The sequence below is a fragment of the Allobaileyella intestinalis genome (genome assembly GCF_009695865.1).
Classification (GTDB): Bacteria; Bacillota; Clostridia; order Peptostreptococcales; family Anaerovoracaceae; genus Allobaileyella; species Allobaileyella intestinalis.
Genome location: NZ_VUNB01000006.1, coordinates 129716 through 154439, shown reverse-complemented (window position 1 = coordinate 154439; position 24724 = coordinate 129716). Strand labels below are relative to the sequence as shown.

At 48.4% G+C, this 24724-nt stretch carries 23 protein-coding genes and 2 pseudogenes; 7 read left to right on the top strand and 18 right to left on the bottom strand.

Translation table 11 applies throughout. The features are described from left to right. Nucleotides 1–8 precede the first annotated feature (8 nt). Together ftsH and FYJ66_RS08255 are read right to left on the bottom strand one after the other, a co-directional pair. The gene (gene ftsH / locus FYJ66_RS08260) at nt 9–2135 is read right to left on the bottom strand and encodes an ATP-dependent zinc metalloprotease FtsH (RefSeq protein ID WP_154573037.1); all 2127 of its coding nucleotides are present in this window, start codon (nt 2133–2135) and stop codon (nt 9–11) included. 152 nt (nt 2136–2287) lie between these two features. Continuing rightward, complete coding sequence (locus tag FYJ66_RS08255; protein WP_154573036.1) at nt 2288–3508, bottom strand: phosphoenolpyruvate hydrolase family protein; 1221 nt, start codon at nt 3506–3508, stop codon at nt 2288–2290. 247 nt (nt 3509–3755) lie between these two features. Here FYJ66_RS08255 and FYJ66_RS08250 point away from each other — a divergent pair, with 247 nt between their 5' ends. Next, on the top strand, nt 3756–4955 hold the full coding sequence (locus FYJ66_RS08250) for a Tm-1-like ATP-binding domain-containing protein (protein ID WP_154573035.1): 1200 nt from the start codon (nt 3756–3758) through the stop codon (nt 4953–4955). Nucleotides 4956–5084: 129 nt separating this feature from the next. Then, nucleotides 5085–5915 carry a phosphoenolpyruvate hydrolase family protein gene (locus FYJ66_RS08245; protein ID WP_077390432.1) on the top strand — a complete coding sequence of 277 codons (831 nt, stop codon included), beginning with the start codon at nt 5085–5087 and terminating at the stop codon, nt 5913–5915. 198 nt (nt 5916–6113) lie between these two features. Here the strand turns inward: FYJ66_RS08245 and FYJ66_RS08240 are convergent, their stop codons facing one another. From FYJ66_RS08240 to FYJ66_RS08230, 3 genes are read right to left on the bottom strand one after another with little or no spacing between them, the layout of a single operon-like run. Then, nucleotides 6114–6926: an ABC transporter ATP-binding protein gene (locus FYJ66_RS08240; protein WP_154573034.1), complete on the bottom strand. Its 813-nt coding sequence runs from the start codon at nt 6924–6926 to the stop codon at nt 6114–6116. Nucleotides 6927–6937: 11 nt separating this feature from the next. Further along, nucleotides 6938–8473, bottom strand: a complete 1536-nt coding sequence (locus FYJ66_RS08235) for an ABC transporter permease/substrate-binding protein (RefSeq protein WP_154573033.1) — start codon at nt 8471–8473, stop codon at nt 6938–6940. Between the two features lie 4 nt (nt 8474–8477). Beyond that, nucleotides 8478–9182 (bottom strand): 4Fe-4S binding protein, encoded by a 705-nt coding sequence (locus FYJ66_RS08230; protein ID WP_154573032.1) that lies wholly within the window; start codon nt 9180–9182, stop codon nt 8478–8480. A 515-nt stretch (nt 9183–9697) separates the two neighbouring features. Here FYJ66_RS08230 and FYJ66_RS08225 point away from each other — a divergent pair. Both FYJ66_RS08225 and FYJ66_RS09330 read left to right on the top strand, forming a co-directional pair. Continuing rightward, nucleotides 9698–10279: a type IV toxin-antitoxin system AbiEi family antitoxin domain-containing protein gene (locus FYJ66_RS08225; RefSeq protein WP_235897395.1), complete on the top strand. Its 582-nt coding sequence runs from the start codon at nt 9698–9700 to the stop codon at nt 10277–10279. Nucleotides 10280–10485: 206 nt separating this feature from the next. After that, a pseudogene (locus FYJ66_RS09330) lies at nt 10486–10743 on the top strand (nucleotidyl transferase AbiEii/AbiGii toxin family protein); the annotation flags it as partial. A 296-nt stretch (nt 10744–11039) separates the two neighbouring features. Here FYJ66_RS09330 and FYJ66_RS08215 read toward each other — a convergent pair. The 13 genes and pseudogenes from FYJ66_RS08215 to FYJ66_RS08155 all read right to left on the bottom strand — a co-directional run bounded on the left by FYJ66_RS08215 (nt 11040) and on the right by FYJ66_RS08155 (nt 21164). Beyond that, nucleotides 11040–11363, bottom strand: a complete 324-nt coding sequence (locus FYJ66_RS08215; protein ID WP_154573031.1) for a hypothetical protein — start codon at nt 11361–11363, stop codon at nt 11040–11042. A 26-nt stretch (nt 11364–11389) separates the two neighbouring features. Further along, the gene (locus FYJ66_RS08210) at nt 11390–11932 is read right to left on the bottom strand and encodes a leucine-rich repeat domain-containing protein (RefSeq protein ID WP_206157038.1); all 543 of its coding nucleotides are present in this window, start codon (nt 11930–11932) and stop codon (nt 11390–11392) included. Between the two features lie 86 nt (nt 11933–12018). Then, a pseudogene (locus tag FYJ66_RS08205) lies at nt 12019–12117 on the bottom strand (transposase); the annotation flags it as partial. A gap of 259 nt (nt 12118–12376) precedes the next feature. Further along, on the bottom strand, nt 12377–13921 hold the full coding sequence (gene tilS, locus FYJ66_RS08200) for a tRNA lysidine(34) synthetase TilS (protein WP_154573029.1): 1545 nt from the start codon (nt 13919–13921) through the stop codon (nt 12377–12379). A 55-nt stretch (nt 13922–13976) separates the two neighbouring features. After that, nucleotides 13977–14810, bottom strand: coding sequence for a TatD family hydrolase (locus FYJ66_RS08195; RefSeq protein WP_154573028.1), 834 nt, complete (start codon nt 14808–14810; stop codon nt 13977–13979). 151 nt (nt 14811–14961) lie between these two features. Next, entirely contained in the window at nt 14962–16560 is a 1599-nt protein-coding gene (metG, locus tag FYJ66_RS08190; RefSeq protein ID WP_154573027.1) for a methionine--tRNA ligase, read from the bottom strand. A 63-nt stretch (nt 16561–16623) separates the two neighbouring features. Next, a complete protein-coding gene (locus FYJ66_RS08185) occupies nt 16624–16851 on the bottom strand; it encodes a hypothetical protein (protein WP_154573026.1) in 228 nt (75 codons plus the stop codon). Nucleotides 16852–17064: 213 nt separating this feature from the next. Beyond that, complete coding sequence (locus FYJ66_RS08180) at nt 17065–17613, bottom strand: 2-oxoacid:acceptor oxidoreductase family protein (RefSeq protein ID WP_154573025.1); 549 nt, start codon at nt 17611–17613, stop codon at nt 17065–17067. 10 nt (nt 17614–17623) lie between these two features. Beyond that, nucleotides 17624–18361: a thiamine pyrophosphate-dependent enzyme gene (locus FYJ66_RS08175; protein ID WP_154573024.1), complete on the bottom strand. Its 738-nt coding sequence runs from the start codon at nt 18359–18361 to the stop codon at nt 17624–17626. Then, nucleotides 18361–19440 (bottom strand): 3-methyl-2-oxobutanoate dehydrogenase subunit VorB, encoded by a 1080-nt coding sequence (gene vorB / locus FYJ66_RS08170; protein WP_154573023.1) that lies wholly within the window; start codon nt 19438–19440, stop codon nt 18361–18363. The genes FYJ66_RS08175 and vorB overlap by 1 nt, the downstream gene beginning before the upstream one ends. A 21-nt stretch (nt 19441–19461) precedes the next feature. Next, a complete protein-coding gene (locus FYJ66_RS08165; RefSeq protein ID WP_320593316.1) occupies nt 19462–19674 on the bottom strand; it encodes a 4Fe-4S dicluster domain-containing protein in 213 nt (70 codons plus the stop codon). A 30-nt stretch (nt 19675–19704) separates the two neighbouring features. Beyond that, nucleotides 19705–20415, bottom strand: a complete 711-nt coding sequence (locus FYJ66_RS08160) for a nucleotide-binding protein (protein ID WP_206157037.1) — start codon at nt 20413–20415, stop codon at nt 19705–19707. Continuing rightward, the gene (locus FYJ66_RS08155) at nt 20412–21164 is read right to left on the bottom strand and encodes an IclR family transcriptional regulator (RefSeq protein WP_206157036.1); all 753 of its coding nucleotides are present in this window, start codon (nt 21162–21164) and stop codon (nt 20412–20414) included. The genes FYJ66_RS08160 and FYJ66_RS08155 overlap by 4 nt, the downstream gene beginning before the upstream one ends. Before the next feature lie 270 nt (nt 21165–21434). Between FYJ66_RS08155 and FYJ66_RS08150 the strand changes: the two genes are divergently transcribed. The 3 genes from FYJ66_RS08150 (at nt 21435) to FYJ66_RS08140 (ending at nt 24614) form a co-directional block, all read left to right on the top strand. After that, nucleotides 21435–22778 carry a glycosyltransferase family 4 protein gene (locus FYJ66_RS08150; RefSeq protein WP_154573019.1) on the top strand — a complete coding sequence of 448 codons (1344 nt, stop codon included), beginning with the start codon at nt 21435–21437 and terminating at the stop codon, nt 22776–22778. A gap of 135 nt (nt 22779–22913) precedes the next feature. Beyond that, nucleotides 22914–24152, top strand: a complete 1239-nt coding sequence (locus tag FYJ66_RS08145; RefSeq protein WP_154573018.1) for a class II aldolase/adducin family protein — start codon at nt 22914–22916, stop codon at nt 24150–24152. 105 nt (nt 24153–24257) lie between these two features. Beyond that, nucleotides 24258–24614 (top strand): cupin domain-containing protein, encoded by a 357-nt coding sequence (locus tag FYJ66_RS08140; RefSeq protein WP_154573017.1) that lies wholly within the window; start codon nt 24258–24260, stop codon nt 24612–24614. Nucleotides 24615–24724: the final 110 nt, after the last annotated feature.

Genomic DNA, 24724 nt, shown 5'->3' with positions numbered 1-24724 from the left:
CTGCTCCCTTACTGTTCGTCTTTATGATCGGAAGTTTCTCCATCTTCAGTGTTATTGTTCTCCCGGGTCTCAGTATCAGCATTCTCCGCCCCGGTGTTGTCGTTCAGTTTCTTTATCTTGCCGTATCTGTGGAACTCCTTGTACTCCACCGGGCCTTCCTGATCTGCGGCCTGACCCAGCATAGCTTCCTCCAGTTCCCTCATTCTGGCCTCTGCTCTTGCCCTTTCTTCTTCCTCAGCTCTCTTGCTTTCAGCTGCCTCTCTGGCATTTCTGGCCTTGATCTCTTCCTGCTCTCTGTGAACCTTTTCCTGAAGTTCTTCAGGTGTTATATCACCCTTATACAGGGCTTCGAACTGATCGCCGTCCAGAGTTTCGATGAGGAGCAGTGCCTGGGCAACCCTTTCGAAGCTGTCATTGTGCTTGGTAAGAATATCCTTGGTATCCGCATAGCACTCTTCCAGAATGTGCCTGATTTCAATGTCGATTTCAGAAGCGATTTCCTCGGAATAGTTCTGCCTTGTGGAAAAATCTTTTCCAAGGAACACCTCATCGTTGGAACTGAAGCTTACAGGTCCCAGTTTCGTGCTGAAACCGTACTTGGTGATCATAGCTCTGGCAATAGCAGTTGCTCTTTCCAGGTCGTTGCTGGCACCAGTACTGATATCATCCAATTTAAGCTCCTCAGCCACTCTTCCTCCAAGAAGGTGTCTGATGGTGTTAAGCATGTTGCCTCTTGTCTCGAAGAACTTGTCCTCTTCAGGCAGTGACATCGTAAATCCGCCGGCCATTCCTCTCGGGATAATGGTAATCTGGTGCACCGGATCCGATCCTGGCAGGGATCTCATTACGATGGCATGACCTGCCTCGTGATAAGCAGTAAGCTTTCTCTCCTTCTCGGAGATGACTCTGGATTTCTTCTGAGGTCCTGCCATAACCTTTGTGGTGGCTTCCTCAATTTCGTCCATCCGGATCTTTGTGCCGTTTCTTCTGGCTGTAAGCAGTGCTGCTTCGTTTACCAGGTTCTCAATGTCTGCCGGTGAGAAGCCAGGGGTTCTCTTGGCCAGGATCTCAGGTGAAACATCGTCTGCCAGAGGCTTGTTTCTCGTGTGGATCTTGAAGATCTCTTCTCTGGCCTTCACGTCAGGCATTCCGATAACGATCTGCCTGTCGAATCTGCCTGGTCTCAGAAGAGCCGGATCCAGAACGTCAGGTCTGTTAGTTGCTGCCAGAATGATGATTCCGGTATTTCCGTCAAAACCGTCCATTTCAACCAGCAGCTGGTTCAGTGTCTGCTCTCTCTCGTCGTTTCCGCCGCCCAGGCCTGCACCTCTCTTACGGCCCACTGCATCGATTTCGTCGATGAAGATAATACATGGAGCGTTCTTCTTGGCCTGGTCAAAAAGGTCTCTTACTCTTGATGCACCAACACCAACAAACATCTCTACAAAGTCTGATCCTGAGATGGTAAAGAAGGGAACTCCTGCCTCTCCTGCAGTGGCTTTGGAAATGTATGTCTTACCTGTTCCAGGATTTCCCACAAGGAGAACTCCCTTTGGAATCCTTGCTCCCAGCTTTGTATATTTGGCCGGATTCTTCAGGAAGTCTACAATCTCCTGAAGTTCTTCCTTCTCTTCATCAAGTCCTGCTACGTCCTTGAAGGTAGTGCTCTTTCCATTGTCCTTATACAGCCTGGCCCTGTTCTTGCCGAACTGGAAAGCCTTGTTGTTTCCTCCCTGACTCATCATAAAGTAGAAGAGGAAAATAAGGGCAACTATCATTATGATAGTCGGCAGCATCGAAAGCAGGTTGAAATCGCTCTGAGGCTTGTCGCTGTCCATTGCGATCTTGCCGTCTTTGAGCATCGGATAAACGTAAGTATCCTCCATCCAGCTTATCTCTACTACTGAAGGAGCGTAGGCCACTTCCTTATCTCCGTTGGCCTTGGTTCCTGTAAGTTTTCTGTCAGTAATATTCAGTTTCTTATAATCTCCGTCTGAAAGATGACTGGAGAAAGTCGAAAATTTGATTTCCTTTGTGCTGCTGGAACTATCCATCCCCTTGTAGAAATAGGCGGTCCCCAGAACAAGGGCAAAAATAATTATATAGATTCCAAAATTCTTGCCAAACTTCTTCAAATCTGCTGTTACCTTTCTTAATTATTATATCTAGTTAAAATTTGTCCATTTTCACAAACTCTCGGGTAATTCTAGCATAGGCCACAATTACTTTCAAGGAATCCGGCAGGCCCTGTCCCATGATGTTTCTGTGAAATAATCCCCACGGATTTTCACACTTTTTTGGCTGCCAGAGCCCCTCGGTAGACCCGGGGCGACATGCCCTTGTATTTTTTAAAAATTCTGCTGAAATGTGCCGGGTCGCTGTATCCCGTATCCCTGGCTATTTCGCTGATGGACAGCCTCTCGTTCGCCAGCATTGAGCAGGCTTTGTTCATCCTGAATGTAATCAGATACTCTGTGAAACTGCATCCCGTCTTTTTCTTGAACACGCTTCCCAGATATGGAGGTGAAACGTGAAGTATTCCGGCCATGCCGTTAAGGGTGATGGTCTGGTGATAATGGAGGGAAATGTATTCTTGAATGTATTCTGCATACTCGCTTTCTGCCGGCTTGCCCTCAAGGACGCTCTTAAGGGAATTGGCGTTTTCCACGTCATCAGGATGCTTGAAGGACCTGGTAGTCTGAAGAATGGCCTTTTCAGAGGGGATTCTCTCGAAGGAAGATCCGCCGATGAATCCCTGGCATGATGTGTTCTTGTAAAAATATTCTGCGTCTGCCGGAGTTTTTACGGGACCTCCGTAGATCATCCGTATCTTGTCCGGAGCTTTCTCCAGACAGATTTGGAAGATCCTGTCTGCTGATCTACAGGCTGCCTTAATAGAGCTGGCTTTTTTTGCACCCAGTGCTCCTCCTGTTGTCCATCCCAGGTGGGCGCATATAATATCCGCCCCTGCATCTATCATCTTCTCTGCCTGCTCCTCGTCGAAAACGAAGGCCAGAGTGAACATTCCTTTTTCACTGGCGATTCTTATGGCCTCCACTTCTCCATCGTAACTGATTCCCTCTGCTTCCAGAGCCTGCCTGAACCGGCCGTCTATCAGACCAACGGTGGGAAAATTCACCACCCCTGACAGACCTGATTTCCTGATTTCTTCTATATATTCAGGAAGTTCTATCATTGGATCTGTTGCGTTTATCCCAAAGAGTATTGGAGTAGATTCCATAAGGGTAAGCAGCTCTCTTGTGGCAAAGTCCATAACCATGTCGTTGCTGTTGGCATATGCCAGGTAGCTGGCCATTGAAGGCCTTCCGGTCTGCCTGAATTTGCCTGCACTGAGAGCCAGGATAAAGTCTGCTCCTCCTTTTACGCTGTATCGCGTGGTCATTCCGCTTCCCGCAGCAACCCCGATAATGTGGCCGTTGATCTCAATTTCCATCTGGAGTCTGTTGACAATATTATTTCTTGTATTTGATTTATTTTGTTTGCTCATCGATCAGCACCTGTATCTTCAATGTATTCCTGAAAGGAATTATAAAACAAAAATATTGCATAAGCACAAGTTTTAATATTCAAATTACCTTTTTATTATGTACTTCACGGGATACAATGCAGTTGCGAAACGTTCCGCGAAGAGTAGCGGGACTGGAGATTATTATATCTGCTCATAATGTTCCGGCAGGGAACTTTGAGCAGATATGCTGATGATTACATATATCAATTCAAGGAGGTGGTATTCTTTGAAAACTGTTGCTATTGTGGGCACCTTTGATACAAAAGGCCGTGAGCTGCAATTTATCAGAGAGTGCATTGAGGAACGGGGGCTGTCCACCCTTTGCATTAACACCGGCGTTTTCGATCCTGTAGTAAAGCCTGATATCAGCAGCGATCAGATTGCATCTGCCGTTGGAGAAGATATGAAGGCCATAGTTGCCAGGAGAGACCGGGCAACTGCAACTGACGTCCTCTCCAGAGGTGCAAAGGTTCTCATTCCTCAGCTTTATGCCCAGGGAAAATTTGACGGAATCATTTCCATCGGCGGATCAGGAGGCACTTCTCTTGCTACACCTGCTATGCAGGCTCTTCCTCTGGGAGTGCCAAAGGTGATGGTTTCTACCATGGCTTCTGGAGACACTTCTCCATATGTGGGAACCAGCGACATAGTCATGATGCCTTCCGTGGTAGATGTAGAAGGACTGAACGATGTTTCCAAGGTTATTTTCAGCAACGCTGCAAATGCCATCGCCGGAATGGTGGAAAACCGCAAGGAAATTGAAAATGACGGAAAGCCTCTTCTGGCCGCAACCATGTTCGGTGTAACCACACCGTGCATAAAGGCTGCAAAGGCTTACCTTGAAGAACAGGGCTATGAGGTCCTTGTTTTCCACGCCACAGGTACAGGCGGAAAATGCATGGAATCTCTTATTGATCAGGGCTTTATAAAAGGCGTTCTGGATCTGACTACCACGGAATGGTGCGACCAGGTGGTTGGCGGAGTGCTTAACGCAGGACCTGACAGGCTCACTGCCGCCGGCAGAAAGGGAATCCCTCAGGTAGTATCTACAGGGGCACTGGATATGGTGAACTTCGGTCCCATGGACACAGTTCCTTCCAGGTTTAAAGACCGTAACCTCTATAAGCACAATCCTACGGTCACTCTCATGAGAACCACCTCTGAAGAGCTCCGTCAGATTGGCCACGAAATGGCAGTACGCATGAACCAGGCCAAGGGAAAAACTGCTCTCATGCTTCCTCTGAAAGGAGTTTCTGCCATCGATGTTGAAGGCGGACCTTTCTATGATCCTGAAGCGGACCAGGCCCTCTTCAACACACTGAAATCCGAAACTGGAGATAATGTGGAAATAATTGAGATGGATACAGACATCAATGATCCGGAGTTTGCTGTTGCTGCAGCAAAGAAGCTTATCTCCATGCTGTAATCTTTCCGGAACAGGGGCAAAATCAAAGGATTCACGGACTAGTTTCATGGCGGGAAGCCCCGGGAAATTCCAATAATGAAACACTTGTACAGAAAACAATAACTATTGAAATATAAATGGAGGCATAGGATGAACACATTGACAAGAGCTGAAAACATTGCAAGATTCAAGGAACAGCTGGCTAAGGGCCACATTCTGGTTGGAGTAGGCGCCGGCACAGGAATTACCGCAAAAAGCTCAGAGGCAGGTGGCGCTGACATTCTGATTATCTACAACTCCGGCCGTTACAGAATGGCCGGCCGTGGCTCTCTGGCAGGACTTCTTTCTTACGGTGACGCTAACCAGATCGTTGTTGAAATGGGTGCAGAGGTCCTTCCTGTAGTTAAGGACACTCCTGTTCTGGCCGGCGTTTGCGGAACCGACCCATTCAGGGTCATGGATATTTATCTGAAGCAGCTGAAAGATCAGGGATTCAGCGGTGTTCAGAACTTCCCTACTGTTGGCCTGATCGACGGAACATTCCGTCAGAATCTGGAAGAGACTGGCATGGGATATGGTCTTGAAGTTGAAATGATCAGAAAGGCTCATGAGCTGGACATGCTCACATGCCCTTATGTTTTCGATCCTGATCAGGCTGCTGCCATGGCTGAGGCTGGTGCAGACATTATCGTTGCCCACATGGGTCTGACAGCAAAGGGAACTATCGGCGCAAAGACGACCAAGACTCTGGACGACTGTGTTCCAATTATTAAGGACATTATTGCTGCAGCAAGGAAGGTAAATCCGGATGTTCTGGTCATCTGCCACGGTGGTCCTATTGCAGAGCCTGCTGATGCTGCTTATATTATTGAGAAGATTCCTGAGATAAACGGCTTCTTCGGAGCTTCCTCCATCGAGAGGCTTGCTGCTGAAAGGTCAATCAAGCAGCAGACTGCTGATTTCAAGTCCATCACAAGGTAGGTTTTGTGGTTAAAGGTTAGGTTTGGGTTAATATTCTGGCTCACAGGCTTCCCCCTCCTCTGCGAAGGAGGAGGCCTGTTTTTTTATGTAAAATCCTGATTCTAAGGGCGGATGCCAAGGACGCAGGTGCTGTTTACCACTCCGTTGCCCTTCCAGTTGGGTCCGTAGGAATATTACAAAGCACCTCCCTGGAACCTTTTAACTCAACACAACAGCTTTGGGATCTCCAACACCACTGTACTGGCAGTCTCCCAGCTTTCCCTCGGGGAGTGAGCACCGCCGCCTCTCCTTTTCCACCAGCTTCTTCACGTAGTCCGTGGCAGGGTGCCTCAGCAGCTCCTGTGGCTCTGCGTACTGCTGGATCTCGCCCTTGTCCATCACCAGGACCTTTGTGCTGATCTTCAGAGCTTCCTCGATGTCATGAGTCACGAAAAGAATGGTAATGCCCGTCCTCTGGTGAATTCTTCTGATCTCTTCCTGGAGCTGGCCCCTGGTTATTGCGTCCACAGCACCGAAAGGCTCATCCATCAGGAGGATGTCCGGGGATGCGGCCAGTGCCCTGGCGATCCCCACCCTCTGCTGCTGCCCGCCGGACAGCTCAGAGGGATAGCGGTCCTTCAGACCGGGATCCAGTCCTGTGATCTCCATCCACTTATCAACGGCCGCCTCTGTTCTTCTTTTGTCCTTCTTGTTCCACAGGGAAGGAACATATGAAATATTTCCTTCAACCGTCATATTTGGAAAAAGCACACTGCCCTGTATGGCGTATCCGATGCTGCGGCGCAGCTGGATCATGTCCTTCTCCCTGATGTTTTCACCGTTCACCAGCACGTCACCCGATGTGGGCTCGTAGAGGCCGTTGATCATCTTGAGAGTTGTGGTCTTCCCGCATCCGGAGGAACCTATGATGGTGACGAACTCGCCTTTTTCTATTTTCAAGCTGAGGTCCGGGATGATCACGTTATCACCGTATGCCTTCCGCACGTGGCGGAATTCGATTGCTGTTTCCATTTTATTTCTCCCTAAATCAGTCCTTTTTCCTTCAGAAATGCCTTAGCCACATCAGCAGGCTCTTTCTTCTCCGTTTCTACCTGGTAATTCATCTTCTGCATGTCTTTTTCGGTGATGATCTGGCTGAATTTCTGCAGCGTTTCACCAAGCTCCGGGTATTTTTTCAGCGTATCCTGGCGGATCACCAAGCCACACTGATAGGAAGGGTACATGTGCTTGTCGTCCTTCAGGACAGTGAGATTCGAATCCGCCAGCTGGCCGTCTGTCGTATTTATGGGCATGATGTCTATCTTGCCGCTGTTGATGGCCTGATACTTGAGGCCCATCTCCATGTCCTTAGTCGACTTAAAGGAGAGTCCATAGGTGTTGCACAGCTTGTCATAACCGTCCCGGCGCTGGAAGAAATCGTATTCCGCTCCAAAATTCAGCTGCCCGTTCACCTTCTGGAGATCTGAATAGGTCTTCAGACCGTACTGATCCGCGATCTCCTTCCTGACAGCGATGCCGAAGGTGTCGTTGAAGCCCAGCATCACGTTCCAGGTGAGGCCCAGCTTGTTTTCGTATTCTTTCTGGAGCTGCGGGAACTGGTCTTCAGAGTACAGGCTGTCATGTTTTAGGACCATGTTCCATCCCGTCCCGGTGTACTCCGGATACATGTCGAAATCACCTTTTTCAATAGCAGGTTCTATGTTCGATGTGCCGCCTCCAACGCCCTGAGTCAGGTCCACCTTGAGATCCGTGTCCTTCTCAATGACCTGCTTCAGCATTTCTCCCAGGATGTACTGCTCGGTCATAGGTTTTGTCCCTATGTGGATCACCTTGCTGTCCCGTCTGGGAATGATGACCCCGACCAGTAGGCACAGCACCAGAGCCGCCGCCACACCCGCGACGATCCGGTTCCTTTTTTTTGACTTCTTATCCTTCTTCTGCAATCCCTTCTCAATGATTCCCAGCAAAAAGTCCACCGCCAGAGCAAGCACTGCGATAAGAAGGCTTCCCGCCACTGTCATGGCGCTGTTATTGGTGGTGATGCCCCTGTAGATCGCCACGCCCAGGCCGCCGGCTCCGATGAATGAGGCTATACCTGCGAGAGCTATGGTCATGGTCACCATGTTTCTGATGCCGGACAGGATCACCGGCATTGCGAGGGGGATCTGTACCCGGGTCATGATCTGCCTTATGGTGCTGCCCATGCCCTTTGCGGCTTCCAGGATAGCCGGATCCACATTGGTCATACCGGTGTATGTGTTGCGGACCATAGGGAGGAGGGCGTAGATCGTCAGGGCGATGATGGCAGTGGCGTTTCCTATCCCGGAAAAGGGGATCAGGAATCCCAGCATCGATATGGAAGGTATCGTATACAGGAAGTTAATGACGCTCAGCGTCGGCTTCGCGCTCTTCTGATACTCGCTGATGAGGATACCTGCCAGGCCCCCGAACACGATGGCTATCACGATTGCCGCCATGGATATCTCGATGTGCTCCAGCAGCAGTCCTCCGAAAAAGTCCCATTTCGTGGTCAGGAGCGTCCAGACTTCTCTCAGCATTTCTCTATCCTCTCTTTACGATGGCCTGCACCGGGCAGTTCTCAAAGCAAAGGCCGCAGTGAAGGCAGTGATCCTGGTTTATGAAAAACGGTTTTCCCTCGTCGATGCACTGCTGAGGGCAGTTTCTCCGGCACTTGCCGCAGCCTATGCAGACGTCGGTGATGAAGAAGCCTTTTTTTGAAAAAGCCCCTTCTGCGCCTGTGTTCCCGGCTCCGCCAGTTTCTGCGGTCTCTGCGGGCTCATCGGCAGAAGCCGAGGATGTCTCGCCGGCCTCTCCACCGATAACAAAATTCTTCCGGAAGATCGGACTCACTCCCAGATCAAAGAATTCCAGTTCGCCGTTGCTGATGCAGAAAGGTTCCAGAACGTAGCGACTCTCTCCAGGATATACACCATTCATGACTGGATTCTCGTCGAAGATCCTGTCGATCCAGTATTTCTGATCTGGCAGCTTCTCGGCCTTTCCCGAAAGGCGAACCATCTGGAAATCCTTGTTCAGTCCGGTGACAGCCACCTCTCCATTGCCGATGAGCTGGCTGTAGAAGTCCTTGCCTCTTCCCGTACAGAAGTACAGTTTCTCATCTTCGACGATCATCACGTCTATGATCCTCACCTGGGGCTTGCCCTTTTCATCCACAGTTGCAAAAGCCACATCCTTGATCTCTCTCAGAATATCAAGACATCTCTGAGCAGTTATTTCCTTCGCCATCTCCACTCACCATTTCCTTTCGGCTGCCACTCTCTTTGTTTAGATGTAATATATATTATTACATCTAAACTGTCAACTGTTTTTCTGTATTTATTTTGTTTGTCCTGTTATCGGGGCCTTATGAATGTCCAACTCCACGGCTGATATGCCTGAAATTTTACCAGTAGATCGTCGATGGCATCTGTGTAACGGTTTTCCCAGATCATATGGCTTCAGGTGGGTCTGAGAGGGTTTGTGTGCGTCTGAAAAAAGGCACAAAAAAAATCCGCTGACCATTGAAATCAGCGGAATTAGTTGCAATGTAAAATATTCAGAGTTTTGCCTCTGAACCCCAAAAATGGTGGAGAAAACTCATGCGATTCGTCTTTCATGGTCCGCTTTGTAATCCCTATAAGCCTTGTAACAGTTACACATTCTTTTTAATTTATTTAATGTGTTATTGTCGCTCTGCTGTCGGCATACACACATTATTTACTTATAATTTAATGTGTGTATGTCAAAGTGAGGTGAGCAACATGGAAATCAATGAACTGCTGCAAGCGTCAACGGACGGAACGATCACCACAGCGCAGGTCACAAAAGCGGGCTTGCACCGCAGCGTGCTGCAAAAACTTGTGGACTGCGGAGAGCTTTATCGTTACGGACGCGGGCTGTATGTAAAAAGCGGCGCATGGGAGGATGACTTCTATCTGTTACAGCGAAAATATGAGCGTGGAATCTATTCTCACGATACCGCCCTGTACCTTCTGGGGTATTCTGACCGTACTCCTGCCAAATATACGATGACCTTTCCCAAGGGATATAACACACCGTCCCTGAAGCAGGAAAATATAACCGTCAAGCGAGTTGTGCCGAAGAACTACGAATTTGGCATTATTGAAATTCAATCCCCATCCGGCAATCCGATCCGTGTCTATGATTTGGAACGGACACTTTGCGATATTCTGCGCGGCAGTGGAAGCGATATTCAAATTGTTGGAGAAGTAATGAAACGCTATGCAGCGTCGAAAACAAAAGACATTCACAAACTGATGCAGTACGCTGAGCAGCTTCGGGTAAAGCCAAAAGTGCTGCATTACATGAAGGTATTGTTATAATTACAAAGAATCCACTCTATCTTTCAAGAGATTTGTGCCATTGAGATTGAGGACGACGTGCAGTTTGAGATTGCTGGAGTTTCCGATATCCGCGAGGGTGACGATTATCCTGGCATTCGCGTTGCGATGAAAGCTAATTACCCGCCGATCAGCGTACCACTTACGGTGGATGTTACCACGGGCGATATGATAACCCCCGTGAAGTAGAATACACATTCTCCCTACTGTTCGATAACCGCAGTATCAGTATTCTTGCCTACAACCTTGAAACGGTGTTTGCAGAGAAAATTGAAACGGTGCTGTCCCGCAACATTGCCAATACCCGCCCAAGAGATTATTACGATGTACATATTTTGTATGCGCTGCGGGGCGCAGAATGTGACAAAACCACGTTGCGCCATGCGTTGGAACGGACAACGCAAAAACGGGGCAGTGGTAGGATCATGGACGCAATCATGCAGTAATTGGTGAATCTGATTTTCGTCTGGCCATAAAAAACCTCCATACTCGTAAGTCAATCTTACGTTAGTACGGAGGTTTACACAATCTTTGGGATACTCCCCAGATATCTACGAAAGAATTTCGGATAGTGAAAAACGTACCTCGACTATCCCTATGTGGGGTGATGCTATTGTCTGGAGTGAACTCCATAGAGAGGACAATTATCCTTCTTACTGGGATTAACAAAACACGTTTTTTGTCCTATAAGCCTTTTCTGTGCATCTCACGATTCGCTTCTGCCGCTCTTCTCCCGTCAGAATCAATCCGTTGAGACATTGAAGCTGCTCCACTTCCTGACCGCCGGTTCCTCCGCCATCTCACGGGAAAGAGCTCCGAACTCCAGGTAGTAAAAAGGCAGTGCTCTATACATCAGGACGGCGACGCTCAGGTCAGCTAAAGTTATACCTCCCCTGTAAAGGCCCAGGAAGAATGTAAAGTTGCCCAGCGCATCTTCCATCTCGTCATCGCAGGCCGGAAACCTGAAATACACCTGGCTGCCATTCACAAATGTATACGCGGCGTATATTTCGCCATCACACTCGTCGAGCCGTATCCCCGACGCCCATTCGGTGTTCTTTTCCATTATTGATAAGAATTCCGGTGTTTCAATTATTCCATGTTGTACCTGAAATATATGGTCGCCCTGCGCAATGCCTCGTTACCAGTGACCGGTATCAGCACGTCCTTCGTGACATCCTCCACAGGCCTTCCCGGCTGACATCTGCCGCTGGTCTCAACGCAGCGAATGAACTCCTTTATCTTTATGGCCTTCCACTCATCGTATGTACCTCCGAAATATATCTCTTTAAGAGATACGCATCCCCTGAAGGCCCCCTCCTCTATTTCATAAAGCTTTCTGGGGATGACGACCCTCTCGAGGTGAGTGCATCCCGCAAAGCATTCCTCCGGAATCTCGCTGATGTTTTTGTTCAGGATCACCTCCATTATCCTGTTGTTGCTCCTAAACGCCCCGGGGCGGATGTTGATAACGAAATGCCCGTTGTATTTCTGAGGGATTCGGATGCGCTCGGCCTTTTTGTCCCTCACGCCGTAAACACCATATGCGATCCTGCTCCCAATGCCGCATGACGGCCCGCAGATAACATCGCTTTCTGTAATGCTTTCATCAACTGCTGTTTTCTGGTTTTCCATGCAGACCTCCCTCTGCCACGCGACGCTCCTACCGCATCTCACCATTGATTTCTGATTTCTTATCATATTATAGAAATTCATATGAGACATATTCGGGACATGATCTCGATCAAGTCCTCTCTGTACTTGTTGTATATAATCTTTCGTCTGTACTTCGGCGTAAAGACTATATGGTATTTGCACATTCATTTCGTATGTGCAAGGCTATAACTTTTCTTAGCCATAGATTCTCCTTTCTACTCTGAGGCTTGAACACTCTCATTGTAGCAAAAGGGGAGTCTATTGGTTTAACCTTCGATGCGCACCCGCATAGCGGGTGTGGTTTATTTGCCTCGGACTCTTCGAGTCCTCGACGGGGCTCATAGCCCCACAAATGTAAAAGAAGGTCTGAAGCCGGCATTTATCCGCCGACCTCAGGCCTTTTTTTGCTGTTTTTTCTCAGATTCATTTCTGTATTCTGTATTCTATTGCAAGGACTTTCTTATCTCCGGCATCATCTTTCCCCGTTCTGTAGTCCTGGGAAAATCTTCCTTTTTCTGCCAGAGGTCCGGATTTGATCCTGCTGTCCGGAAGGATCCAGAGGATTTCTCCACCAACAGCGGCCATCTTCAGGCTGTCACGCAGTTCCTTGGGGATCTTCATGTCTACCAGCATGTTCTGGATCTTTTTCCTTCCAACTCCTGTCTGAATAAAATCCCCGGGTCTCCGTGTCCGGATCACTATCCCCTGGCCTGTCGAGCCACAACCATCCGCTTTTTCCGGATCAATTTCTATTCCAGGGTAGTTTTTCTTCAGCTGGTCCAGATCAAAAACTGCCATCACCCTGGTTCCATCAGATAATACATTCTCTTCTCTGACCTCTGCTTCACGAATTCCGGAAACGGTTCCGGAGAAGATCTTCACCGATCCATCAGACCCGTCATGCCCTTCTGTTTCCTTCCCTGAAGGCACTAATGGCTCTGCCCTTGAGAACACCAGTTTTCCATAAATCCTGCGGACAGAGGCTCCCCCTGGCAGTTCCAGTCTGGCTGAAGGATTGTCTGATGAAGCCACGTCTTTAACTTCTTCCATTATATTTCTGGAAAAACCTTCTGCGATGCCCAGCTCCTGGAAAACAGAACGGGTGATGCGGCTGCACAGGGCATTGTGACAGGAGGCGAATTTTTCTGAATCCACGGTTACGGACCTGAGAAACTCTGAATCCTCCTCTGGAAATCTCATTTCATCAAAGGCCTTCTCCGCCAATGAATCCAGAAGCTCCTCATCTTCCCGGGCATTTTCCCCTAAACGCCTGAGATTTTCCCTGAATCCCTGGTTCATGGAACTCTCTATCTCTGGAATCAGTCTGAGCCGAATGCGGTTTCTGGAATAATCATCATCCATATTCGTCTTGTCAATAGAGGGCTGAAGGCCTTCAGATTCAATATAATCTTCGATCTCAGCTCTTGTTACGTTAAGGAGAGGCCTTACAACCTGATAATCTTCCAGTTTTCGCACTGCGTTCATTCCGGCAAGGCCCCGGATTCCCGTTCCTCTTATTATCCGGAAAAAAATGGTCTCACTCTGGTCGTCAGCGTTATGAGCCACTGCGATGACCGGCCTTTTCCCATCTTCCTTCTCCAGCCTTCTGGCCGTCTCAAGGAAAATATCATATCTCAGCTTTCTTCCTGCCTCTTCTTCAGTCATTGAATTTTCAGCAGCAAAGCCACGGCAGTCCCTGCGGAACACCAGACACTGGAGGCCCATGGATTCCGCCATTTCTACCGCCCTCTCCTGATCTCTTTCTGCATCCCTGCCTCTAAGCAGGTGATTTACGTGGACGGGCACCAGCCTGAGGTCCAGGCCTTTGTCATTAGAAAGCTTGTTAAGTCCGTGGAGAAGGGTGAGGGAATCAGGTCCCCCCGAAAAACCCACTATTACAGTCTGTCCCTTCTTCACCGTTCCGGACTTCATTATCTGTTCAAGAACTTTATTTCTTCCTTCTGCCATTATGTCTCCAGTTCGGCTGTCCCGCCGGCCAGCTCCAGGGATTCAGCCCTTTTCTTCAGTCTTCAATATTGAAAAAATTCTTTCCATTGGCCGTAAGTACATGGGCCATCTCTTCAAACTCCATGTCTTTCAGCAGAGCTATCCGCCTAACCACATGTTCTACATAAAAAGGCTTGTTAGGCCTGCCCCTGAATGGCACTGGAGTAAGATATGGAGAATCGGTTTCAGACAGAAGATATTCTGCCGGAACGGTCTGGACCACCTCCACGGTCTTCCTGCCGTTCTTGAAGGTAACCGGCCCTCCTACAGAAATCATGGCTCCCATCCTCACATATTCCATTGCAAACTGGGCTGATCCGGAGAAACAGTGGAGCTGCACCCGGGGATCGGCCACCTCTGTGCCGTCCATTAAACGTTTGGGCGGAAACCAGCTTTTTCTCTCAGGGCTGAAGGCTCCTTCTTCCACCAGAATATCCATAGTCAGCTTGTCAGCATCACGGGTGTGAATCTGAACAGGCATTTTCAGCTTGTTAGCCAGCCTTATCTCCTTGCGGAAAAGCTCAATCTGCCGTTCTTTGTATTCCTTTCCATAGTGGAGGTCCATGCCGATCTCCCCTATAGCCCTGGCCATTGGATCAGCGGCCATGGTCTCTATCTCCTCTATCATTTCATCTGTGTACCCGGGAGCCTGATCTGGATGGAGCCCTACAGATGCGTAACACCAGGAGTACCGGTGGCTGTCTTCCAGTGCCTGTCTGGAAGATTCCACAGAATCCCCTGAATCAATTATGTATGAAAGGTCTGAAGCTTCTATCTCTTCCGCCAGTTTCTCCCTTTCCTCCGGAGTGTATTCGTAAAAATTCAGATGTGTATGTGCGTCAAAAAGCATTTTCTATCCTCGAAAGTGTACGACAATGGCCACTGTTTTTTTTCCATTTGACTAAGCCCGGAACTGATGTTAAGCCCCGTACTGTCACCTAATATCTAAAAAAGGGACCCCGGCCATGACGGCCATGGATCCCGGATGATCAAATCAATGACTATTTGTTTTCTTCCAGCTTCTTCTTGTGGATCTCGTCCAGTGCTGCCAGTTCCTTCTCAATGTCCAGCCTTGGGAAAAGCTGATCTCCCTTGTGAACCTTTGTGTTCTCAGGAAGCATGTAGAACTGGAATGCATCTTCCCAGACTACATCTACATCTGAGATTCCCAGCTGATCTCTCATTCTCTCGGAAGTGGTGTGCATGAACGGAACGATGAGAATGCTGATGATTCTCAGAGACTCTGCCAGGTTTCTCATAACGCTGTCAAGGTGATCCTTCTGTTCAGGATCCTTGGCCAGAACCCACGGTGTCTCTTCGTCTATATACTTGTTAGCTCTTCTGACGATCTCCCAGATGGAATCCAGGGCTATGTTGAACTGGAACTGATCCATGTAGTCGTCTACCTTGTCGGCAGCTCCTGTTGCGATTTCCTTCAGCTCCTTGCTGAATTCGTCCTCAAAGGTTGCCTCAGGAACTACTCCACCGCAGTATTTCTCAATCATGGAAACTGTTCTGGAGAGCAGGTTGCCCAGGTCATTGGCCAGATCGAAGTTGATTCTCTTCAGCATCACTTCGTTGGTGTAAATGCCGTCCTGTCCGAAGGTGTACTCTCTCAGGAGGAAGTACTTCAATGCATCTATTCCGTATCTGTCTATGAGGATCTCCGGATCTACTACATTGCCCTTGGATTTGGACATCTTGCCACCGTCAATGAGAAGCCATCCGTGTCCCAGCACCTGCTTAGGAAGAGGCGCATTGCAGGACATGAGCATTGCCGGCCAGATGATGGAATGGAATCTGACAATCTCCTTGCCTACCAGGTGCACGTCTGCTGGCCAGTACTTCTTGTACTCTTCACCGCATTCGTCAGGATAGCCGAGAGTGGTTATGTAGTTTGACAGGGCGTCCAGCCATACGTAGATAACGTGATCTGTATCGATAGGTACCGGAATACCCCAGTCGAAAGAAGATCTGGAAATACACAGATCTTCAAGGCCCTGCTCGATGAAGGAAATCATCTCGTTAGCCCTTGATTCCGGCTGCAGAAATACTCCGTTCTTCAAAAGCTCCATTACTCTGTCTGCATATTTGGAAAGGCGGAAGAAATAAGCCTCTTCAGACATCTTCTTAACCGGTCTTCCGCAGTCAGGGCACTTGCCGTCAACCAGCTGTGCCTCTGTCCAGAAAGATTCGCAAGGAGTGCAGTACCAGCCTTCATAGGTTCCCTTGTATATGTCTCCTGCCTCGTACATCTTCATGAACATCTTCTGAACACGGTTGGCATGTCTAGGCTCAGTAGTTCTTACGAAATCATCGTAGCTGATCTCCATTGTGGCCCACAGTCTCTTAATAGTAGCCACAACCCTGTCAACATATTCCTGAGGTGTGATTCCAGCAGCTTCAGCCTTCTGCTGAATCTTCTGTCCATGCTCATCGGTGCCTGTCTGGAATCTTACATCGTATCCCTGGAGGCGCTTGAACCTGGCCATGGCATCTGCCATTACCGTACAGTATGTATGTCCGATGTGAAGCTTATCACTGGGATAATAGATAGGTGTTGTAATATAATAAGTCCCTTTTGCTCTTCTTTCCGTCATTTGATGAATCCCTTCCAAAAAAATATTTATTCCTGCAGTGCAGGATCCCGGCTTTGCGGGCAGCTAGTCGATGCTGTAATCTTCGTCTTCGTCTTCATCCTCGCCCCAGTCCACATCAGACCAGTCCTCGCCGACGAAAATATCATCGAATACCTTCTTTGTTGCAACTGCTATTACAGCACCGGCCAGAAGGCCAATTCCCAGAACTCTCAGTGTGGTCTTAGCGGCGTTGCATCTTCTCTTCTCTTCAATTCTGGCCTCTTCCAGGGCCTTCTTTTCTCTTCTTGTCATATCGAACCTCCTTAAGGTCAATTGATATGGGATGTCCCGGAGGACATGCTGTATCCAGTTATGTTTTATTATAAGAGATTGGTTCTTTTCTTTCAAGATTGAACCAATTTGCTCGATATGCAAAAGCAGCGCCCTCCTGAGAGGACGCTGCTGAAGTCATCTTTTGCGGCATCAGGACCAGGAAGATACCGGTTCTGCGCCATAGTCCCGGAACTACTTGCCCCAGTTTCTTCCAATCTCAAGACCTGTCTCGAAAGCCTTGTCGTTAATTGGAATTACCTTTGGCTTGTTCTCGAACTTGTGGTGGATGCCCTTAGTGATAACTTCAGGCTCAACAGCCTTTGTATATCCAACGTATGCACCCAGCATGATGATGTTGAGGATCCTTGCGTTACCCATCTCCAGAGCCATCTCTGTAACAGGAACGGAAACAACTGTAATGTCGTCTCTGTCAATAGGATCCTTAACGATTGAGCTGTTGATGAACAGTGTTCCGCCTGGTTTCAGGTTAGGAAGGAACTTATGCAGTGATGGTCCGTTCATTACAACCAGATCATCTACGGAATTGCTTACAGGAGCTCCGATCTGCTCATCAGAAATAACTACGTAGCAGTTTGCTGTGCCGCCTCTCATAGCAGCACCATATGATGGGAAGAATGTTACGTTCAGGTCTGTAGCATCACAAGTTGCCTGAGACAGCAGTTTTCCCATGGTCATTACACCCTGGCCGCCGAAGCCAGCTACCATCAGATTTCTTTCCATGCTTTACCTCCTAATTATCTCTGATCGTACCCAGAGGGAACTCAGCCATCATGTCATTCTGCAGGAACTTAACAGCATCCAGTGTGCTCATTCCCCAGTTTGTAGGACATGAAGTCATAATCTCGATCATGGAGAAGCCCTTTCCGTCCAGCTGGTTCTGGAAGCCCTTCTTGATGGCCTTTCTTGTCTGAATAACGTGCTGTGGAGTATCGCAGGAAACTCTTGTCAGATATACAGGAGCCTTCAGCTGGTTCAGGATCTCACACATGTGCATAGGATATCCGTGCTCCTTTGGGTCACGTCCGTTAGGAGCAGTTGTAGCCTTCATTCCAATCAGAGTTGTAGGAGCCATCTGTCCACCTGTCATTCCGTAAATACCGTTGTTTACGAAGATAACAGTGATGTTCTCACCTCTGTTAGCTGCAGACATTGTCTCAGCCAGTCCGATGGAAGCCAGGTCTCCATCTCCCTGATATGTGTATACCAGTGAGTCAGGGGATGATCTCTTGATTCCTGTAGCAACTGCGCAAGCTCTTCCGTGAGCAGCGATAGTCTCGTCGTGAGTTACATAGAACTGTCCCAGTCCGCAGCATCCTACACCTTCAACACGAACCAGCTTGTCCAGTTTACCCAGATCCTCTGCAACCTCACCGATCAGCTTGTGTATTGTACTGTGCATGCAGCCAGGGCAGAAGCCGGATACGGCACCAGGAATGATGCCCTTGGTTCTCTCATATACTTTCTTCATTACAGTACCTCCTTAATCAGTTCACGAGCAGCTGCCATAACCTGATCATTTGTCAGAAGCTGACCGCCGGATCTCAGGCACTCTTTGATTGGAGCTCTTCCGTGAACAGCATGCTCAACATCGAACTTCATCTGTGCAGGGATGGACATCTCTACGTCCAGAATGCCCTTTACTCTGTTGAAGTCCAGGTTCTCGAATGTGCTGTAAGGGAATGGGTGAACTGTGATAGGTCTGATCATTCCGATCTTGTAACCTTCCTTACGCAGCTCTCTTACAACGACTCTGGAGATACGAGCGGAGATACCATAGCTGGCAACGATGATCTCTGCATCATCTGTCATGAACTCTTCAACTCTAACATCCTTGTCCCATGTCTTGTACAGCTTTGCGGCCTCGATGTTTACAGCTTCCTGACCTGTTCCTACAGATCCTGGTCTGCAGTAAGCCTGCTGTCCAAGAGGGTGACCAACGATAGCTCTGTGAGCGAACTTAGCTCTGTGCTCAGCCAGCTCTTCGTCTGTCTTCATAGGAGGCAGAACTACAGGCTCCATCATTGTACCTACTACACCGTCTGTCAGGACCAGAACAGGGTTCTCGTCTCTTTCAGCCAGGTCGAAGGCCTCATATACCATGTCCACGCACTCCTGAACTGAATCTGGAGCCAGGACGATCATCTCAAAACCACCGTTGCCGGAAGCCTTTGTAGCCTGGAAGTAGTCCTGCTGTGCAGGCTGGATAGCTCCGATTCCAGGGCCTCCTCTTACAACGTTTACATACACGATTGGAAGACGTGCTGATGCACTGTAGGAAACTCCCTCAGAATAAAGGGAAATACCTGTTGATGAAGATGAGCTCATTGCTCTGATTCCTGTAGATGCAGCACCGTAAAGCATGTTTACGGAAGCAACCTCGGACTCACCCTGTACGAATGTTCCGCCTACTTCAGGCATTCTTCTTGCAAAATACTCAGGAATCTCGTTCTGCGGTGTGATTGGGTAACCGGCGAAGAAACGACATCCCGCTCTAGTAGCTGCCTCAGCAATAGCCTCGCAGCCCTTCATAAATACACGATCACTCATTAGTGTTCTCCTCTCCTAAAGTTAATCTCTCCAAACTTCGATTGCCGAATCAGGACATATCTGAGCACACATTGCGCAACCGATGCAGTCATCAGGTCTTGCTGCAACTACGTAAGGATAGCCCTTAGAGTTTACATTCTCGCCAACCTCAAGTACGCTTTTCGGGCAGCTGACAACGCAGTACTGACACGATTTGCAGGACTCAATGGCGATTTCGACTTTACCTTTAGCCATCAACATTACCTCCTTAAAGAATAAAGTGTATTAACGGTCAACCCATGAATAAGTCATGTACAGATCTAACGGGAATACATCCTTGTCCGTCTTGTCCTTCACCTGGTCGTACAGTTCTCTGCGCACGCAGGCACTGCTCACCTTGGTGAAGTCCTTCAGGAGATCGTCAATTCTGTCAAGACCTTCCATGAATTCACTGGCTTCAGTTGTGTAACCCACGTTAGGGTTACCGAGAAGATAGATGCGGTCAAGCCTTACAGCCCTCAGTATGGTTCCCATGGTAAGATCCAGAGATTCGATGTTCTTGGTCCACGGTCTGTAAGGATTGATTATATATACAGGCACTGAATTAGTCCTCTTAAGGATATGAGCCACAGTTCCTGCGGCCCTTGCTGCCTGCTCTCCTCCTCCAATATCCATAATGGTGTAGTTGTCGCTCATCAGCGAAACCTCGATGCCTCCCACTCTGGTAGGTGCATCAAGATACTGTACCTGGTAGTGAATCTCCACACCCTTTTCTGCAAACTGCTCTTCCATGTCTCTGGAGCGGAACAGAGGCTTTGTCTGATCCATGTCGAATACATCTACCTTGGATCCGTCCCCATGTTCTGCCAGCCACGCAGCAACGTTCAGGACGATTTCCGTCTTTCCGCTGCCGGCCTCTCCGATGAACAGGAAATTCTTTTTCTCGTTCAATATGTCACTGAACTTCTTATCAGGTTCATAAAAAATATCGCTCATTGTTTTTCTCCTGCTAATATCCGGCTGCACTCTCTGGCTGTATCCTTTACCTTGGAAATCGTAGCATACAGCTCCCGGAGCATCCTCTCCTTGTATCCGCTGACGCTTATGCTGCATATGGCCGTCCCGTCCATGCTGAGAACCGGAACCGAGGTGCACACCAGACCTTCTGTTATCTCTTCCATATCAAAGGCTATACCTTCTGATTTCACCAGTGATATGTGCTTTCTGAATTCTTCTTTATCAGTTATTGTCTTTCTTGTGAGAGCCACGTAATTGATGGACTCGATCAGCTTGTCCGGATCTGTGGAAAAAGCTGTAAGCACCTTCCCTGACGCAGAACAGTTCAGGCTGATGGAATCCGCCACATTAGAGGTAAGAAAAAGTCCTCTTTTCGGATCCTTCCTCATTGCCGTAACGCTGTTTACCCGGTCACGGATGGAAACTGTAACACTGAGCCCTGTCCGCATACAAAGCCTGGCAATTGGTTCATCAATAACATTGACCAGCTGCTGTTTCAGGTTTGTACTTCTTCCCAGCAGATAGACTTTATCGGCCAGGTAATACCCCCCGTCCAGCTTGTCTCTGTAGACATAGCCGGTGCTCTCGAGAGAATTGAATATACGGCTGACAGCCGCCGTGGAATAACCTGTTTCCTGTGCAGCTGAGGTCAGGGTTATACGTCTCTGCAACTGAAAAAGGTCCAGAACAGTCAATGCTTTCTCAAGGGAATTGTTCTTTTCAGCCATTCTCAGATCCTCTTTCCCGTCACGTTCAGTATGGTCCTCCCGCGCCTTTCCTTCATTTTTTCTCTCATGTATAATATAGACTTGAACGAGGAATAAGTCAAAGATTTTTTCCGGAATCCGAAACACGTTTTCGTATTCCGGAATATTGAACATCATGCACGATGTTCAAGGCCATGCATCAATCTTGATTTACGGGATAAATATTCCCTTCCCTCATCATCTTTTTTTATGAAATTTTATAGTTTTGATTCAAATGTATAAAAGGGCTATATGAGAAATAAGAAAAATTTTTCCATTTTAAGCATAACGACCCAGAAGCCTCACTCTACCGGAAGCGGCACCTATCTGACTGAGCTGGTCAAGGCCTTCCACAATTCCGGCTGTTCCCAGGCAGTAGTTGCAGGAGTGTATCACAGCGACCGGGTTAATTTTCCCGAAGGCACAGAATACTATCCAGTGTATTACACGGAGCCCGGAAAAGTTCCATCTGGAGAAGATATTTCTTTTCCTGTACTTGGAATGTCTGACATCATGCCCTATCCCTCAACCAGGTACTCAGAACTGGATGAGAAAATGACCTCAGAATTGGAAAGCCACTTCATTCCAGTTATTCAAGAAGCAGTTTCCCGGCTGGATCCTGACATCATCCTGTGTCACCATCTTTATCTTCTCACAGCAATGGTCCGCCGCGCCTTTCCGGACAGGCAGGTCTGGGGTCTCAGCCACGGATCTGATCTCCGCCAGATCAGGAACTGCAGCTTCCGCCGTGAATGGATAAAATCAGCAATTTGTGATCTCAACCGGATTCTCGTTCTACAGTCAGCCCAGCGCCAGGTTCTGCTGGACTATTACGGAGCCTCTGAGGAAAAAATCACCGTCGTGGGAAGCGGGTACAACCCGGAGATTTTCAACTGCCAACCATCTGGTGAGGACTGTCATATGACAAAATCCCCGGTTCCTGATCCAGTGAGAATAATCTATGCCGGAAAGCTAAGCAGAGAGAAAGGTCTCCTTCCTCTATTACAGTGCCTGAATGACCTGTCTGAAGACCAGGACCTGCCATCCCTTTCCCTCAGCCTGGCAGGTGGCTGCAAAGATCCGCTTATTGCAGAGCGTCTTGGGAGAAACAGCTGTCCTTCCCTGAAGCCCGGAATCCTGCAGACAGAACCTTACCAGATAAATTATCTGGGAGTGCTGAGCCATCAGGAACTGGCAGAGGCCTTCAGAAATTCCCACATTTTCGTCCTGCCATCTTACTATGAAGGCATTCCTCTTGTTCTCACAGAGGCAATGGCCTGCGGTCTGGTTCCCGTCTCTTCAGACCTCCCCGGCCTCCGAGACTGGCTGGACCATTCAGTACCAGATCATCAGGTGATTTTCGTAAAACTCCCTGACATGGTCTCTCCAGGAGTTCCTGTGAGCAGTCAGCTTTGCCATTACACCAGTGCACTGGCTCAGGGTATCCGCAAGGCTGTTATGAATGTGGAAAAAAACTATTCTCTGGGATACCGTCCTGTTCCGAATACCGGAAGGGTAACGTGGCAAGGAGTTGCAGACAGAATCCTTTCCCTTGCCCATTCATCTGTCATCTCTGAAACAGATGAAGAAAATTGAAGATTTCATCAGAAAACTCACACCATAAGGGCTGGCTTTAATGGTATATTTTTAATAAGTTCCGGAAATTTATTCCTGCCGTGAAACAGCAGGGAGACTCCGGATCTGCAAACTAAGAAAAAGAGGTCTAAGCATATGAAGACAATTGACATAAAAGAGGGCGCAAGGCTGCTGCACACAAGATCAAAAGCCTTTAGAGACAGGTATTTCAAGGCTTATGGCTCCATGGCCATCAGGATCAGCGACAGCTCCTACATGATGACCCGTCACACCCTTCCCCTTTCAGGCATCAGGGAAAGCGATGTCAACCTGTATGACATAAACAGCGGCGAAATCGGTGCAATATTCAAAGCCATGAATAATGTAAACGCCATTGTGGTTGCATGTACAGAAGCTTCAGTAAAATTTTCATCAAAGGCAGACATTATGCGGCCGGCCCTTGACGACCTGGCCCAGATCATCGGTCCGGATGTAAGAATATCCGAAAGTGATCAGGTCAAAGACCTTGCCAAAGCACTGAAAGACAGAAACGGCTGCTTTATCAGAAACAAAGGCATTTTTTCTATAGGCGCCAATCTGGACGAAGCCGTAGCCGGAGCTCTTATTCTGGAGAAATGCGCCGAAGGGGAAATTCTCTCCTCCAAGGTAGGGGGACTGAAGTATCTTACCCCGGAGAATGCGCAGAAAATGAGAAATTTTTACATCCAGAAATACAGGAGCACCAACCTCACCAACAATCACGTTCCCTTCGTAAACATAAGCGGCGAAGAATTTGACGTGAGGAACAAGATAATTGAATGCGGCAAGGAACTGTGCCACAAGGATCTTGTCCAGGGGAGCTGGGGGAATATTTCCGTAAGGCTGAACAGCCAGGAGATGCTCATCACCCCATCAGGCATGGACTATTTTGAAATAAGAACCGAAGACATTGTAAAAGTAAATATAAGCACCCTCGAGTACAGCTCTGACAGCCGCCGGCCATCCAGCGAAGTAAGGCTCCACGCCGATATTTACAAGAGCCACCCTGGATGCAACGCCATTATTCATACCCACTCTAACGGATGCAGCGTTTTTGCTGCGGCCCGGGCAGGATTCAGAATCGACAATCCGCTGATTCACAGCATCATCGGTGACATGATTGCTACCAGGCCGGAGCTTCCGGGAACCAGAGAACTGAGCAAGGCCGTCAACGAAGGGCTGGCGGAAAACTCCGCATGCATAATTTCAAACCACGGTGCTATTTTCTGCGGACCTGAACTGGATATAGTGCTGAAGGTGGCAGACGCCATCGAATCAAAGGCCTGCAATCTCCTGGGGCTCAATGCTTCTGACAAGCTGGCGCCATCCCTGGATGTGGAGAGCACCGGAGCGTGAGAAATCTTAAGGCAAAAACTGTAATGCCTGAGCAGGTGAATACAAAGAACCAAATATAACTAAACTAATGAGTAAAATGTAATTAGAACTAAAAGGAGGTCTCCCATGAGCTGGATCAGAAGAAGTGAAAATTTAACAACAAAAGACAGAATTGCCGTTCAGGACGGCCCTGGCCACATGATTGCCAGAAGTCTGATTGAATCTGACGGCGAGCTGAACCACAAAGGCCGACTTCTTGCAAGGAATACCCTGGAAAAAGACTGTGGTGTAGGCTGGCACATCCACGAAGGTGATACAGAAATCTACATCATGCTCAAGGGCGAAGCGGAATACAACGACAATGGCACCGTTACCACTCTTCATCCCGGAGACGTTACTTTTACAGGCAATGGCGAAGGCCACTCAATCACCAACAGAAAAGATGAGCCTGTTGAATTCATAGCTTTGATTCTTTACGTGTAAGCTCCATCAGGCTCCCTTGGGCCCCGGGGATCTGTTTCCCGCAATTCTTGCTATCTGCTTTGTATGCAAATTCTCTTTTAAAAATTCCTCCTGGCGTTAAAGCCCGGACT

Coding starts and splice junctions, on each gene's coding strand:
- vorB (WP_154573023.1), bottom strand. CDS start 19,440: ATGAGTGATCGTGTATTTATGAAGGGCTGCGAGGCTATTGCTGAGGCA.
- FYJ66_RS08175 (WP_154573024.1), bottom strand. CDS start 18,361: ATGAAGAAAGTATATGAGAGAACCAAGGGCATCATTCCTGGTGCCGTA.
- FYJ66_RS08230 (WP_154573032.1), bottom strand. CDS start 9,182: ATGGCGAAGGAAATAACTGCTCAGAGATGTCTTGATATTCTGAGAGAG.
- FYJ66_RS08240 (WP_154573034.1), bottom strand. CDS start 6,926: ATGGAAACAGCAATCGAATTCCGCCACGTGCGGAAGGCATACGGTGAT.
- FYJ66_RS08185 (WP_154573026.1), bottom strand. CDS start 16,851: ATGACAAGAAGAGAAAAGAAGGCCCTGGAAGAGGCCAGAATTGAAGAG.
- FYJ66_RS08245 (WP_077390432.1), top strand. CDS start 5,085: ATGAACACATTGACAAGAGCTGAAAACATTGCAAGATTCAAGGAACAG.
- FYJ66_RS08145 (WP_154573018.1), top strand. CDS start 22,914: ATGAAGACAATTGACATAAAAGAGGGCGCAAGGCTGCTGCACACAAGA.
- FYJ66_RS08155 (WP_206157036.1), bottom strand. CDS start 21,164: ATGGCTGAAAAGAACAATTCCCTTGAGAAAGCATTGACTGTTCTGGAC.
- FYJ66_RS08210 (WP_206157038.1), bottom strand. CDS start 11,932: ATGGAAAACCAGAAAACAGCAGTTGATGAAAGCATTACAGAAAGCGAT.
- metG (WP_154573027.1), bottom strand. CDS start 16,560: ATGACGGAAAGAAGAGCAAAAGGGACTTATTATATTACAACACCTATC.
- FYJ66_RS08140 (WP_154573017.1), top strand. CDS start 24,258: ATGAGCTGGATCAGAAGAAGTGAAAATTTAACAACAAAAGACAGAATT.
- FYJ66_RS08165 (WP_320593316.1), bottom strand. CDS start 19,674: ATGGCTAAAGGTAAAGTCGAAATCGCCATTGAGTCCTGCAAATCGTGT.
- FYJ66_RS08215 (WP_154573031.1), bottom strand. CDS start 11,363: ATGGAAAAGAACACCGAATGGGCGTCGGGGATACGGCTCGACGAGTGT.
- FYJ66_RS08255 (WP_154573036.1), bottom strand. CDS start 3,508: ATGAGCAAACAAAATAAATCAAATACAAGAAATAATATTGTCAACAGA.
- FYJ66_RS08235 (WP_154573033.1), bottom strand. CDS start 8,473: ATGCTGAGAGAAGTCTGGACGCTCCTGACCACGAAATGGGACTTTTTC.
- tilS (WP_154573029.1), bottom strand. CDS start 13,921: ATGGCAGAAGGAAGAAATAAAGTTCTTGAACAGATAATGAAGTCCGGA.
- FYJ66_RS08180 (WP_154573025.1), bottom strand. CDS start 17,613: ATGGAAAGAAATCTGATGGTAGCTGGCTTCGGCGGCCAGGGTGTAATG.
- FYJ66_RS08150 (WP_154573019.1), top strand. CDS start 21,435: ATGAGAAATAAGAAAAATTTTTCCATTTTAAGCATAACGACCCAGAAG.
- FYJ66_RS08160 (WP_206157037.1), bottom strand. CDS start 20,415: ATGAGCGATATTTTTTATGAACCTGATAAGAAGTTCAGTGACATATTG.
- FYJ66_RS08225 (WP_235897395.1), top strand. CDS start 9,698: ATGGAAATCAATGAACTGCTGCAAGCGTCAACGGACGGAACGATCACC.
- FYJ66_RS08195 (WP_154573028.1), bottom strand. CDS start 14,810: ATGCTTTTTGACGCACATACACATCTGAATTTTTACGAATACACTCCG.